The following is a 13,363-nucleotide window of genomic DNA, read 5'->3' on the forward strand; positions in this document are numbered from 1 at the left end:
GCGATGGATGTGGTGAGCGACGCGATCTCCGCCGTACGGCTCGGCCGACCCTCCTCCAACCGGCTCCGGGTCGGCGGGAGTTGGTGCACCCGGCTGCCCCCGTACGACGGCGCGGGCTTCCACGTCGTGCTGGAGGGCGGCTGCTGGCTGCTGCCCGACGGCGGCGGCGCGCCGGTCTCGCTCGGCCCGGGCGACGCGGTGCTGCTCCCGCACGGCACCGGCCACGTGATCGCCGACTCGCCCGCCGATCCGGCCACCGTGGCACGTGCGGTGCCCTTCGAGCAGTACGCCGGGCACGCAAAGACCGGCGGGACGGAGCTGCTGTGCGGGAAGTACCGGCTGGACCGCAGCCGCGTGCACCCGCTGCTGGCCGAGCTCCCGGACGTCGTCCACCTGCCGAACCGGGTCGGCGCCAACCCCGAACTCCGCTTCGCCATCGACCTGTTGGGCCGCGAGCTGGCGGAGGCCCGGCCCGGCTCCTGCCTGGCCGTGCCCAGCCTGCTCGACCTCCTGCTGGTCTACCTGGTCCGGGCCTGGCTGGCCGGGGCCACCACCGGAGCCTGGCCCACCGCCCTCGGCGATCCGGTCACCGCCGCCGCCCTGCGCGCCCTGCACACCGACCCGGCCGCCCCGTGGACCAACGACCGCCTGGCCGCCGAGGCCGGCGTCTCCCGCCCCACCCTGGCCCGCCGGTTCACCGCCCAGGTCGGGCGGCCGCCGATGGCGTACCTCACCTGGTGGCGCCTGACCTACGCCGCCACCCTGCTCCGCGACACCGCCGACCCGCTGGCCACCATCGCCGAGCGGGTCGGCTACGCCGGTCCCTACGCCTTCTCGCACGCCTTCAACCGCGAGTTCGGCACCACCCCGGGCCGCTACCGGACCGAGCTGCAGGAACGCGTGCCACTGCCGACCTCCTGAGTAGGCTGTCGGACATGATCCGACTGCAGCGGCTCACGGCCGAGCACGAGCAGGCCCTGCTGGCGTTCGAGCTGGCGAACCGCGCGTACTTCGCCCGGTCCGTGCCGGATCGCGGCGACGCCTACTTCGCCGGGTTCGCCGACCGGCACCGCGCCCTGCTCGCCGAGCAGGACACCGGTCTGATCCGCTTTCACCTCGTCCTGGACGACCGGGGAGAGCTGCTCGGCCGGGTCAACCTGGTCGACGTCGCGGACGGCACCGCCGAACTCGGCTACCGGATCGGCGAACACGCCGCCGGCCGGGGCGTCGCCACCGCCGCCGTCGAGCAGCTCTGCCGACTGGCCGTCACCGACTACCGGATGACCTCCCTCAACGCCGTCACCACCCACGACAACCCGGCCTCGATGGCCGTCCTGGCCCGCACCGGCTTCACCCCCGAGGCGGACGTCGACCTCGACGGCCGCCCCGGTACCCGCTACCGGCGCCGGCTCGTCAGCTCCGGACGAACCGCAGGGTGACCAGCTCGAACGGGCGCAGCCGTAGTCGGACGCCCGCGCCTGCCACCACCGCGTGCCGGTCCGGCAGCTGACGCTCCAGCAGGTCGCAGACCTGCACGGCGGCGAAGTCGAACCCCGCGCCGAGCACCGCCTCGGCCCGGCCGCCCGCGCTCTCGTACAGGCGCACCACCACGTCCCCGCTCCCGTCGTCGGCGAGCTTGACCGCGCTGACCGTCACCGCCTCGTGGTCGACCTCRACCAGCGGCCGGACCTCCGTGTCACCGGCGACCCGCCGCTCGGGCAGGTTGATCAGGTATCCCTCCCGGACCGCGTCGCCGATCCCCGCGCCCGGCACCAGCGCGTGCCGGAAGCTGTGCAGGCCCTGGTCGGTGTGCGGGTCGGGGAAGCGAGGTGCTCGCAGCAGCGAGAACCGGACCGTGGTGGTGGTGCCGTGGTCCTCCTCACGGACGGTGCGCGTGACGTCGTGCCCGTAGGTGGAGGCCGTCACCAGCGCGACGCCCCAGCCGGGTTCGGCCAGGTGGACGAAGCGGTGGTTGCAGGACTCGAACCTGGCCGCCTCCCAGCTGGTATTGGTGTGGGTCGGGCGGTACAGGTGGCCGAACTGGGTCTCGGCGGCGTACCGGTCGGTGTGCAGGTCGAGCGGGAAGGCGGCCTTGAGGAACTTCTCGGTCTCGTGCCAGTCCACCTCGGTGCCGAGCTCCAGCCGCTTGGCGCCCGCCGTCAGACCGATCGTCTGCACCGCCGTGGACGCCCCGAACGAGCGCGACACCCGGACCGACACGGCCTGCGGCGAGTCGGCCGACACCGCGATCGCGTCCACGTCGGTCAGGTCGGTGACGGTGTTCCGGTAGAACTGGTCCACGTCCCAGGCGTCCCACATGTTCGGGAAGTCGGGGTGGATCTGGAGCAGGTTGGCCGCCGTCCCGGGGGCCACCGTCTCCCGCCCGGCGGCGAGGTCGAGCACCGACACCACCAGCCCGCGCCCGTCCACCTCGACCTGGAGCAGACCGTTCCCCAGCCGGAACCCGCCGTCCGGCCGGGCCGTCACGGTGCAGCCCCCGGCCGATGAGCCGGCCACCCGCCCGCCACCGGCGGGCACTCCACCGCGCGCGTGCGGGGCGGCGTTGAAGACCACCTCGCCCCCGGCCCCCGGGTCGCCGGCCAGCGCGCGCTGAGCACGCTCGGTGATCCCGGTCAGCTCGGCGCCGACCGCCGCGTACGTCCGCTCGGCCTCGCGGTGCACCCAGGCGATCGAGGAGCCGGGCAGGATGTCGTGGAACTGGTGCAGCAGGACGGTCTTCCAGATCCGGTCCAACTCCTGGTACGGGTACGGGACTCCGGCCCGCACCGCCGCCGTGGCGGCCCACAGTTCGGCCTCCCGGAGCAGGTTCTCCGCCGCTCGGTTGCCCTGCTTGGTCCTGGCCTGGCTGGTCAGCGTCGCCCGGTGCAGCTCCAGGTAGAGTTCGCCGACCCAGACCGGCGGGTTCGGGTACTCGGCCTGCGCCTTGGCGAAGAACTCGGCGGGCCGCTCCCAGGTCACCCGGGCCGATCCCTCCAGGTCGCGCAGCCGGGCCGCCTTGGCGATCATCTCGCGCGTGGTGCCCCCGCCGCCGTCGCCCCAGCCGGTCGGCGCGATGGAGTGCCTGGCCACCCCCTTGTCCTTGAAGTTCCGGGCGGCGTGGGCGATTTCACGCCCGTCCATCGAGCAGTTGTAGGTGTCCACAGGCGGGAAGTGGGTGAAGATCCTGGTCCCGTCAATGCCCTCCCACCAGAAGGTGTGGTGCGGGAACTTGTTGACCTGGCTCCAGGAGATCTTCTGGGTGAGCAGCCACTTGGACCCGGCCGCCTTGATGATCTGTGGCAGCCCGCCCGCGAAGCCGAAGGTGTCCGGCAGCCAGGCCTCCTCGTTCTCGATCCCGAACTCGTCCAGGAAGAACCGCTTGCCGTGGACAAACTGACGGGCCATCGCCTCCGAGCCCGGCATGTTGGTGTCCGACTCGACCCACATGCCACCGGCCGGCACGAACCGACCCTCCGCCACCGCCTTCTTCACCCGGGCGTACACCTCGGGCCGGTGCTCCTTGATCCAGGCGTACTGCTGCGCCTGCGACATGGTGTAGACGAAGTCCGGCTCGTCCTCCAGCAGCGCGGTCATGTTGGCGGTGGTCCTGGCCACTTTGCGGACCGTCTCGCGCAGCGGCCAGAGCCAGGCCGAGTCGATGTGGGCGTGGCCGACCGCGCTGATCCGGTGCGCCGAGGGCTCGGCGGGGCTGGCGAGCACGCCGGCCAGCTGCTCCCGGGCGGCGGCGGCCGTCCCGTTGACGTCCTGCAGGTCGATCGCGTCCAGGGCCCGTTCGACGGCTCGCAGGATGTCCCAACGGCGGGCGCCGTCCACCGGCAGCTCGGCCATCAGCTCACCGAGCACCTCGAGGTCGATCACCAGCTGCCAGACCGTCTCGTCCAGGACCGCCAGGTCGACCCGCTCCAGCCGGTACTGCGGCTCACTCCCGGCGGTCTCCTTCTCGCCCAACTCGGTGGGCAGGAACGGGTGGTAGTCCAGGATCACCGGGTTGGACGCGGCCTCGACGTGCAGCAGCACCTGTTCGCCGCCGACCGCCGGGGCGGCGATCCGCACCCACTGGTTGCGCGGGTTGAGCCCCTTCACCGGCGTGCCGTCCGGCCGGTAGACCAGGCCCTCGCACTGGAAGCCGGGCATGTTGGCGTCGAAGCCGAGGTCGATCAGTGCCTCGACCGTCCGTCCGGCCCAGGCCTGCGGCACCGTCCCGCTGACGGTCAGCCAGCTGGTGCCCCAGGGCGCGCCCCAGCGCTGTCCGGCCGCGATCGGGGTGCGTGGGGCGGCGAGGCCCTCCGCCACCGGCACCGGTTCGTCCGGCGCGGTCCAGATCCCGACCTTCAGCGGCACCGACTCCGGGTACATCGCCGGTCGGATGCGCTCCTCCAGTACCCGCTTCAGGCGGGCCTCGACCAGGCTGCGGTCGTCATGCATGCCGGACACTCCATCAACTAGTGGGTATTGGTGGGTACTTCAGGCCTGATCGACGGTGACCAGCTCGGTGATCCCGCGCGCGGCCAGGTGCTCGGCATCGGCGGCTCGGCCGGCCAGCACCACGGCCGGTCTGGCACCGGTCGCGCTAAGCCGCATGAACGCCTCGAAGAACGCGCCGCCCGGGGCGCAGGTCGAACGCTTGGCCGCCGCCTCCGGCAGGTCCAGCACCAGCGCGGTGCTGCGCGGCGCCGGTCGCTGCCAGTGCGCGCGCACCTGCTCGACCGCGCGGGCGATCGCCCGGCCGGCCGGTTTGACCTGCCGGTCGTTGGTCAACAGGCCGAGGCTGTACTCCAGTTCGGGGAAGTCGGCCAGCGAACGTGACACGTCGTGCGAGCACCACCAGGTGACGCCCCACAGCCCGGGGCAGTCCAGGGCGGCGGCCACCGTGGTCCGGACGAAGTCGGCCGCCTGCCCGGGCGGGATGTGCGGCTCGGGGGCGCCGACCTCCTGGAGCCAGACCGGCCGGGCCGGGTCCTCGGCCCAGGCCTTGGAGAGCTCGATCAGGTAGGCGGCGTGCTGCCCGACCGCGACCGAACCGGCGCCGTGCCGCTGGGCGGTGCCGTTGAACACCCAGGAGTGCACCGCCGTCGCCGAGCCGATCCTGGCGGCCTGCGCGGGGGTGAAGGGGTGGTCGTCCTGGTACCAGCACGCGTCGTACTCCGCGTGCAGGTGCAGCCGGCCGGGTGCGCCCTGCTCGCAGGCGGCCAGCATCCGGCGCAGCCAGGCATCCGCCTGCTCCGGGGTGATCCGGTCCGGGTCGGGGTGCGGGTCGCCGGAGAACTGGTTGATCTCGTTGCCGACCGTCATGCCGAGGAAGTTCGCCCGCTCTGCCAACGCCGAGGCCAGGGTGTGCAGATAGCGGGCCTGACCGTCCAGCACCTCGGGGTCGGTGAAGATGTTCCGCCGGTGCCAGGTGGCGGTCCAGGAGGGCAGGAAGTCGAAGCTGGACAGGTGGCCCTGCAGCCCGTCCACCGCGACGTCCAGCCCCCGTTCGGCCGCCGCGTCGACCAGTTGCACCAGCTGCTCGACCGCCCGGGGGCGGATCAGCGTCCGGTTCGGCTGGAAGAGCGGCCAGAGCGGGAAGACCCGGAGGTGGTCGAGGCCGAGCGCGGCGATCGAGTCCAGGTCGGCCCGGAGCTGGTCCAGCTCGAAGTCGAGCCAGTGGTGGAACCAGCCTTGGCTCGGCGTGTAGTTGACGCCGAAACGGGGGGTGCTGGTGGTCATACCGGGAACGGCCCTCCTCTGCGGAGTACGCGCGGTCAGCCTTTGACCGCGCCTTCCTCGACGCCCTTGAAGAAGAAGCGCTGGAGGGTGGCGAAGACCACGACGATCGGCAGGAAGGCGATCATCGTGCCGGCCGCGATCAGCCGGGGGTTGGCGCTGAACGTGCCGTTCAGGTACTGCAGTCCGACGGTGAGGGTGTACTTGCCCGGGTCGTTCAGCACGATCAGCGGCCAGAGGAAATCGTCCCAGGCGCCGATGAAGGTGAAGATGACCACCACGCTGAGCATCCCCCGGACGTTCGGCAGGCCGACGTGCACCAGGCGCTGCCAGACGTTGGCGCCGTCCACCAGCGCCGCCGCGTCCAGGTCCGGCGGGACGGCCTGGAAGGCGGTGCGCATCAGCAGCACGTTCAGCATCGCGACCGCCCCGGGCAGCGCCACCCCGGCGAGCGTGTCGGTCAGGCCGAGGCTGCGCACCGTGACGTACTGGGAGACGATGGTGACCTCGCCGGGCAGCACCAGGGTGGCCAGGAACAGGCCGAGCACCAGCCGGGCACCCCGGAACCGCAGCCGGGCCAGCGCGAACCCGGCCAGGGTGGCGCCCACCGCGTTGCCGACCACAGCGATCCCGGCCACCACCAGCGAGTTGGCGGCGTACGTCCAGACCGGGATGGTGTCGGCCACCTTGCCGTAGTTGGCGAAGGTCAGCTGCTGCGGCCAGAAGCCCGGGGTCCTGGACCAGACGTCCTCCCCCGGGCCCTTGAGCGAGGTGGACAGCTGCCAGAGGAACGGGCCGACGGTCAGCAGCAGCACCACTGCCAGCAGCAGGTAACGCACCGTCCGCTCGGCGGGTGACGGGGTGTTGAAGCTCCGGGTCCTCGCCTGTCGCACCGTCAGGCCGCCTTTCGGTTCAGCCGCGCCAGCAGCAGCATCGGGCCGATGGTGATCAGGAAGAGCAGCAGGCTGAGCGCCGAGGCGTAGCCGATGTGCCCGGTGAAGCCCCGGCTGTACATCTGAATGAGCATCACCACCGACATGTCGCGTCCGCCCGGCCCGCCGGTGCCGTTGGAGAGCACGTACAGCTCGGAGAACACCCGCAGCGCGGAGACCGAGATCAGCACCGAGACCAGCATCATGGTGGGCCGTACCCCCGGCAGCGTGACGTGCCAGAACCGGCGGACCGCCGACGCCCCGTCGACCGCGGCCGCCTCGTGCAGCTCGCGGCCGACGTTCCCGAGCGCCGATAGGTAGATCACCATGTAGTACCCGAGGCCCTTCCACACCGTCAGGCCGATCGCGCTGAACAGCAGCAGCCAGCGGTCGGTGAGGAAGGACACCGGCTGGTCGGCCAGGCCGAGTTGGCCGAGCAGCCCGTTCACCAGACCCCGGTCGTCCAGCACCCAGCCCCAGATCAGCGCGACCACCACGGCGGAGGCGATCACCGGGGTGTAGAAGGCGGTCCGGAAGAAGGTGATGCCGGGCAACCGCTTCTCCACCAGCAGGGCCAGCAGCAGCGGGAACAGGGTGAGCAGCGGCAGGCAGATCAGCAGGTAGACGATGCTGTTCAGCAGCGCATCGGCCAACTGCTCGTCGCTGAACGCGCGTTCGTAGTTGGCCAGGCCGGTGAACCGGCCGCCGCCGAGCGGCTTGGCGTTGGTGAACGACAGCACCACCGTGTTCAGTGCGGGCCACAGGTTGAAGACGGCCAGCCAGACCACGGCCGGGGCGGCCAGCAGCCACGGGGTGAACCAGCGCCGGTGGGTCATCGCACGCCTCTCCGTTCCGAGTCGCTCAGTCCTTGAGCAGCTGGTTGCAGCGGTCGACCGCCGTGTCCAGCGCCTGCTTCGAGCCGGCCTGACCGCTGATGGCGAGCGCGATCTGCTGGTTGATGACGGTGCTCATCGCGTCGTTGACCTGCACCGGCTGCAGCATCTGCGCCTCGGCCAGCGAGTTGAAGGCGATCACCTTCGCGTCGCTGGCGTTGCTGCCGTCGCTCTTACTGAAGAAGGCGTCCCCGGCCGAGGCCTTGGTCGACGGGAAGATGCTGGTCAGGTGGGCGAAGGCGGCCTGGTTCTCGGCGTTGGTCACCCAACGGGCCAGCGCGACGGCGGTGGCTGCGTTCTTGCTGCCCTTCGCGACCGACAGGCCCTGGACGTAGAGCGGCGGCGTGCCCATCGCGGCGGACGGGACCACCTTCGGCGCCAGCGTCGGGTTGTCGGTGGCGAGGCTGGTGATGTAGTTACCGCCGCCCGTGGTCCAGGCGACCGTACCGGCGTTGAACAGCTTGGCGTTCCCGGCGTAGGTGTCGGTCAGCACGTCCTTGGGGAGCAGGCCCTCCTTGAAGGCGGCCACGTACTTGTCGAGCAGGGCGGCGGCCTCGGGGGTGTTGAAGGTGAAGCTCTTCCCGTCCTCGGCCATGATCTTCACGCCCGCGTTGGCCAGGTCACCGAGGCCGGGCTTACGGCTCATCAGGTAGGCGGCCCCGCCCGACTTCTCCTTGACCGTCCTGGCCTGCGCGATCAGCTCGTCCAGGCCCGCCGGCACCTTCTTCGGGTCCAGGCCGTACCGGGTGAGCAGCTCCGAGTTCCAGTAGTTCACATCGGTGTTGAGGTACCAGGGGTAGCCGTACGCCCCGGTGCGCCCGGCGAAGCGGTAGGCGTCGATGCCGCCCTTCACGTAGTCCTCGGTCAGCTTCGGGTCCGCCGCCGCCACGTCCAGCAGCATGTTCTGCTTGGCCAGCGGCAGTGCGAAGTCCGGCGGGAGGTTGACCACGTCGGGCAGCGAACCGCCCGCCGCCTGGCTGAGCACCTTGTCGGAGTAGCCGTCGCCGGGCTGGTCCAGCCACTCGACGTCGGTGCCGGGGTACTGCTTCTCGAAGGCGGCGATGACGCCGTCCATGTACGCGGTGAACTTCGGCTTCAGGGCCCAGGTCTGGATCGAGACCTTGCCCTTCACTTCGCCTGTGACGGCCGCACCGGCACCGTCGGTGGAGCCGGAGTTGTCGCCGAGGCCGCAGCCCGCGAGGGTCGACAGGGCGAGCGCGGTGACGGTCAACCGTACCCGGTGGCTTCTTCGCATCAGAGGGGTCTCCTGGGGTGTCGAGACGAGGGTGGTCCTGACTAAACCGCTCTAGTGATCGGGGACTATGCCGCCGATCCGATTCGCCGTCAAGGGTGCGTGCAGCAGCACACTTTCCCAACTCTCCAGCTTCACAAGGCACTCCGCTCTTCCAGTAGAGCTTCAGTTGCTCCCGGCACCCTTGACGCCACCAGCTAAAGCAATTTAGCCTCCGGGGCGGCATGCCAACCCGAGCGCAACTCCACCCACTTCGCTTGGACCGGAGCATCGGATGAGACGACATCTCCCCCTCCTGCTGACCACGGCGCTCACCGCAGCCGTCCTCGGCATCGCCCCTACCTCCAGCGCCACCTCGCACGCCGTCGACCGCCCCGGGCTCACGGCGGCCGCCGGCACCCAGCCGTTCGCGTCCTACTGGTACCCGAGCAGCATCCTGAACTGGGACCCGGCCACCGACCCGGACGCCCGGTTCAACCGCTCCCGGGTCCCGCTCCGCCCCCGGGTCTCCGACCCCGCCCTCAAGGCCAACGCCAACGCCCGGGCCGGGGAGGGGAAGATCGCCTCGCTGGTCTCCTTCGGCCCGACCTCCAACAACCCCTCGCAGGGCTCGGCCGACCCGAACTACTACGCCTTCGGCTACTGGCAGTACGTCGACAAGCTGGTGTTCTGGGGCGGTTCGGCCGGCGAGGGCCTGATCCTCGCCCCCAACCCGACCGTGATCGACGCCGCCCACCGCAACGGGGTGAAGGTCTACGGGACGGTGTTCTTCCCGCCCACCGCGTACGGCGGCCAGCTCCAGTGGGTCCGCGACTTCGCCCAGAAGTCCGGCTCGAGCTACCCGGTCGCCGACAAGCTCGCCCAGGCCGCCCAGTACTACGGCTTCGACGGCTGGTTCATCAACCAGGAGACGGCCGGCGGCGACGCGGCACTGGCCACCGAGCTGCGCAACGAGATGCGCTACGCCCGCTCGCTCGGCCCGGTCGAGTTCATGTGGTACGACGCCATGACCGAGTCCGGCCCGGTGAGTTGGCAGAACGCGCTGACCTCGGCCAACGACGCCTTCCTCCAGGAGACGGCCGGGCGGACCTCCGACTCGATGTTCCTCAACTTCGGCTGGAGCAGCTCCGGCCTGAACTCCTCGCGCACGCTGGCCCGTTCACTGGGCCGCAGCGAGTACGAGCTGTACTCCGGCATCGACACCGAGGCCAACGGCTACAACACCTCGGTCTCCTGGTCCACCCTCTTCCCGGCCGCCCAGCCGCACACCACCTCACTGGGCCTCTACCGGCCCGAGTGGACCTGGAAGTCCGCCACCGACCGCGCCGACTTCTACGCCAAGGACTCCCGCTACTGGGTCGGCGCCAACGCCGACCCGGCCGACACCACCACCAGCTCCACCTGGAAGGGTCTGGCGAACTACGTCGCCGAGTCCTCCCCCATCACCGCCAAGCCCTTCGTCACCTCCTTCGGCACCGGCCAGGGCGACTTCTACAACTCCGGTGGCGTACGCGTCGGTTCGACCGGCTGGAACAACCTCTCGCTCCAGGACGTCCCGCCCACCTACCGCTGGTCGGTCAGCTCGACCGGCAGCCGGCTCACCCCGTCCATCGACTTCACCGACGCGTACGAGGGCGGCTCCTCGCTCCGGCTCACCGGCACCCTGGACGCCACCAACACCGTCCGGCTGTACCAGACCAAACTGCCGGTGGCCGCCGACACCAAGCTGTCCGTGACCCTCAAGACCCCGACGGCCCGGGCCACCAACCTCCGGGCGGCGGTCGCGTTCACCGACGCACCGACCACCTTCACCACCCTCGACCTCGGCTCGACCACCGGCTCGGGCTGGGAGACCAGGACCCTCGACCTGTCCGCCTACGCGGGCCGGACGATCGCCCAGATCGGCCTGCAGACCGTCGGCACGACACCATCCTTCGACCTGAAGATCGGTCAACTCCGGGTCTACGACGGGCTGGTGGACAGCGCTGCCGCACCCACCGCACTGACCGTGCTGGGCAGCACCGACGTCTCCGCGACCCGCAAGTCCCTGCGGCTGGCCTGGACGGCCTCCGCCTCCGGATCGGTCCACCACTACGAGGTCTACCGCCGCAACGCCGACGGCACCCGGACCTTCCTCGGCGCCACCCCGAACGACGCCTACTTCGTCCCGCAGCTCGACCGGGCCGGCACCGAGACCGCCACCACCCTGGACGTCGAGGCCGTCTCCACCGAGCTCGGCCGCTCCACCGCCGCTGCCACGACGGTCTCCTGGTCCACCGTCACCGAGTCCAACCTCGCCCTGAACCGGCCTGCCACCGCCTCCGCCCAGTGCAACGCCAACGAGGGCGCGGCCAAGGCCGTCAACGGCAGCGTCTCGGGTGGCAACAGCGACAAGTGGTGTGCGCTGACCACCAGTCCGTCGCTGGAGGTCGACCTCGGCTCGGTCCGGCCGCTCAGCCGATTCACCGTCAAACACGCGGCGGCGGGCGGCGAGAGCGCCTCCTGGAACACCCGCGACTTCACCGTCCAGGTCCGCAACACCACCACCGACCCCTGGACCACCGCCACCACCGTCACCGGCAACACCGCCGCCACCACAAACCATCCGGTCGCCCTGAGCGCCCGCTACGTCCGCTTGGTGGTCAGCAAACCCACCCAGACCACCGACCCCGCCACCCGCATCTACGAGTTCGAGGCCTGGGGCTCCTGACCCATCGCTGCCCCACCACCCGCCCCGGCGCTCGCCCGCAGCGCCGGGGCACCGGCTTTCAGCTGTCCTGGTGACTCGATGTTTGATGTAGTGGCGGGAGCGCGGACAAACGGCCGGGGAGTCAAGGTGTTGCACTGTGAAGCTGTCTGCAAACGTTACGGTGCAGGGCCGTGGGTCCTCAGCGAGGTGGACATGGAGGTCTCCGCCGGCGACGTCGTCGCGGTGCTGGGCAGCAACGGCTCCGGGAAGTCGACCTTGCTGAAGATCCTCGTCGGACTGTCGCGGCCCACGTCCGGCACGGTGTCGGGCCGGCCGTCGACCATCGGTTACGTACCGGACCGCTTCACGGCGCACGAACGCATGTCTGCGATCTCCTATCTCACCCACCTGGGACGCATCCGGGGCCTGTCGGCCTCCGCCGCCCGCGCCGGCGGAGCCGCCCTGCTGGACCGGCTGGCCCTCGTCGGCGGCCCGGACACGTCGCTGCGCACGCTCTCCAAGGGCAACGCGCAGAAGGTGGCGCTGGCCCAGGCGCTGCTTGTCCGGCCCGACCTGCTGGTCCTGGACGAGCCGTGGTCCGGTCTGGACGCCTCGGCCCACGGCGTCCTGGGGGAGCTCATCGGCGAAGTGGCCGCCCAGGGTGGGGCGGTGGTCTTCACCGACCACCGCGAGGCGATCACCGAGACGCACGCCGGCGGCGCCTACACCATCACCGACGGCCGGGTCACCCGGCGGGGCGGCCCGCAGTCCGAGGGCCCCGCCTCGGTGCTCGAGCTGGTGCTGACCCTGCCGCCCACCGGCGCCGTACCGGACGAAGTCGACTGGCCCGCACTCCCGGGCGTGCTGGACGCCGCCCGCCGGGGTCAGCGCATCGTTCTGCGCGTGACGCGGGCGCACTCGGACGCCGTACTGACGACGGCGCTCCGGCACCGCTGGTCGGTGGACTCCGTGGCTGGGGCCGCACACGACCACGCCTCCCGAGCGGACGCGAGGAGTGTCGCCCGGTGATCGCCCTGATCCGCTACCTGTTCACGGCGCTGCTGCTCTCCCAGCGCTACCTCGCACCGCTCCTCCTGTTCGTCGGCCTGACCGCCGTGCTGACCAGCAGTGACAGTGGTCCGCTCCCCGCCGCCTACTCCGCCGTGGCCGGGGCCATGCTGCTCTGTTCCGTCTGGCTCACCGTGGCGCTGATCGGCCTGGAGGATCCGCCGCACCGCTCGATCGTGGTCGTCAGTGCGGGCAGCCGCCTGAGGGTCCTGCTCGGCTCGGTCGCGACCGCCGCTGTCGGGTGCCTGCTGCTGACGGTGGTCGGTCTGGTGCTGCCGCTGGTGTTCGGGACACACACCGTCGGCCTCGCCGATCTGGCGCTCGGCACGGAGGCCCAACTCGTCTGTGCTTTCACCGGCATGGCCATCGGACTGCTCTGCTCACCACTGGTGTTCCGGCGGCAGGGCTACGCGCTGGTCCTGTCCCTGGTGCTCCTGCCGACCGTCCTGCTCGGCAAGGGCGTCTCCCCGGTCAACATCCTGCTCACCGACCTCCAGCACGCCTCGAACTCGGCGGACGTCCTGGGCTCCGCGGCCGTCCTGGTGGTCGCCGCCACAGGTCTGCTCGGACTGGGAGCGGCCGCCACCCACGCGATCACCGTCAGGAACAGCTGAGTACTGGTCAGGGGTATCCGCCGGACCCGCCACTCGGAGACAGCGGGGGTGGACATCGCCCGATAAATCCCAGGATCGTAACCACTTCTGAGGTGGCGTTACACAATCTCCAACGGGACACGGTGGCGGCCACGTTCCCGTTCGGCGTGTGACATTTCCCCTGCCGTTGCGGCCTTCTCCGGGCGCTG

General features: G+C 70.9%; 10 protein-coding genes. 5 read left to right on the forward strand and 5 right to left on the reverse strand.

The window, feature by feature from the left end:
• The first annotated feature begins 3 nt into the window (after positions 1–3).
• Positions 4–921: an AraC family transcriptional regulator gene (locus ACXJMZ_RS09440; RefSeq protein ID WP_457029535.1), complete on the forward strand. Its 918-nt coding sequence runs from the start codon at positions 4–6 to the stop codon at positions 919–921.
• A 14-nt stretch (positions 922–935) separates the two neighbouring features.
• Positions 936–1,439, forward strand: coding sequence for a GNAT family N-acetyltransferase (locus ACXJMZ_RS09445; protein ID WP_457029536.1), 504 nt, complete (start codon positions 936–938; stop codon positions 1,437–1,439).
• Here ACXJMZ_RS09445 and ACXJMZ_RS09450 read toward each other — a convergent pair.
• The 5 genes from ACXJMZ_RS09450 to ACXJMZ_RS09470 are packed head-to-tail and all read right to left on the reverse strand — an operon-like array spanning position 1,414 to position 8,807.
• Positions 1,414–4,446 (reverse strand): alpha-mannosidase, encoded by a 3,033-nt coding sequence (locus ACXJMZ_RS09450; protein ID WP_457029537.1) that lies wholly within the window; start codon positions 4,444–4,446, stop codon positions 1,414–1,416. The genes ACXJMZ_RS09445 and ACXJMZ_RS09450 overlap by 26 nt on opposite strands.
• A gap of 39 nt (positions 4,447–4,485) precedes the next feature.
• A complete protein-coding gene (locus tag ACXJMZ_RS09455) occupies positions 4,486–5,730 on the reverse strand; it encodes a glycoside hydrolase 5 family protein (RefSeq protein WP_457029538.1) in 1,245 nt (414 codons plus the stop codon).
• 35 nt (positions 5,731–5,765) lie between these two features.
• A complete protein-coding gene (locus ACXJMZ_RS09460) occupies positions 5,766–6,620 on the reverse strand; it encodes a carbohydrate ABC transporter permease (protein ID WP_457029539.1) in 855 nt (284 codons plus the stop codon).
• A gap of 2 nt (positions 6,621–6,622) precedes the next feature.
• Entirely contained in the window at positions 6,623–7,495 is an 873-nt protein-coding gene (locus tag ACXJMZ_RS09465) for a carbohydrate ABC transporter permease (RefSeq protein WP_457029540.1), read from the reverse strand.
• A 25-nt stretch (positions 7,496–7,520) separates the two neighbouring features.
• Positions 7,521–8,807 carry an ABC transporter substrate-binding protein gene (locus ACXJMZ_RS09470; protein ID WP_457029541.1) on the reverse strand — a complete coding sequence of 429 codons (1,287 nt, stop codon included), beginning with the start codon at positions 8,805–8,807 and terminating at the stop codon, positions 7,521–7,523.
• 271 nt (positions 8,808–9,078) lie between these two features.
• Between ACXJMZ_RS09470 and ACXJMZ_RS09475 the strand changes: the two genes are divergently transcribed.
• The 3 genes from ACXJMZ_RS09475 to ACXJMZ_RS09485 all read left to right on the forward strand — a co-directional run bounded on the left by ACXJMZ_RS09475 (position 9,079) and on the right by ACXJMZ_RS09485 (position 13,175).
• A complete protein-coding gene (locus ACXJMZ_RS09475) occupies positions 9,079–11,514 on the forward strand; it encodes an endo-beta-N-acetylglucosaminidase (RefSeq protein ID WP_457029542.1) in 2,436 nt (811 codons plus the stop codon).
• A 129-nt stretch (positions 11,515–11,643) separates the two neighbouring features.
• Positions 11,644–12,522 (forward strand): ATP-binding cassette domain-containing protein, encoded by an 879-nt coding sequence (locus tag ACXJMZ_RS09480; RefSeq protein WP_457029543.1) that lies wholly within the window; start codon positions 11,644–11,646, stop codon positions 12,520–12,522.
• Positions 12,519–13,175 (forward strand): hypothetical protein, encoded by a 657-nt coding sequence (locus tag ACXJMZ_RS09485; protein ID WP_457029544.1) that lies wholly within the window; start codon positions 12,519–12,521, stop codon positions 13,173–13,175. The genes ACXJMZ_RS09480 and ACXJMZ_RS09485 overlap by 4 nt, the downstream gene beginning before the upstream one ends.
• Positions 13,176–13,363 lie beyond the last annotated feature (188 nt).

It is taken from the genome of Kitasatospora sp. P5_F3, assembly GCF_054049135.1.

Coding starts and splice junctions, on each gene's coding strand:
- ACXJMZ_RS09455 (WP_457029538.1), bottom strand. CDS start 5,730: ATGACCACCAGCACCCCCCGTTTCGGCGTCAACTACACGCCGAGCCAA.
- ACXJMZ_RS09470 (WP_457029541.1), bottom strand. CDS start 8,807: ATGCGAAGAAGCCACCGGGTACGGTTGACCGTCACCGCGCTCGCCCTG.
- ACXJMZ_RS09445 (WP_457029536.1), top strand. CDS start 936: ATGATCCGACTGCAGCGGCTCACGGCCGAGCACGAGCAGGCCCTGCTG.
- ACXJMZ_RS09465 (WP_457029540.1), bottom strand. CDS start 7,495: ATGACCCACCGGCGCTGGTTCACCCCGTGGCTGCTGGCCGCCCCGGCC.
- ACXJMZ_RS09475 (WP_457029542.1), top strand. CDS start 9,079: ATGAGACGACATCTCCCCCTCCTGCTGACCACGGCGCTCACCGCAGCC.
- ACXJMZ_RS09440 (WP_457029535.1), top strand. CDS start 4: ATGGATGTGGTGAGCGACGCGATCTCCGCCGTACGGCTCGGCCGACCC.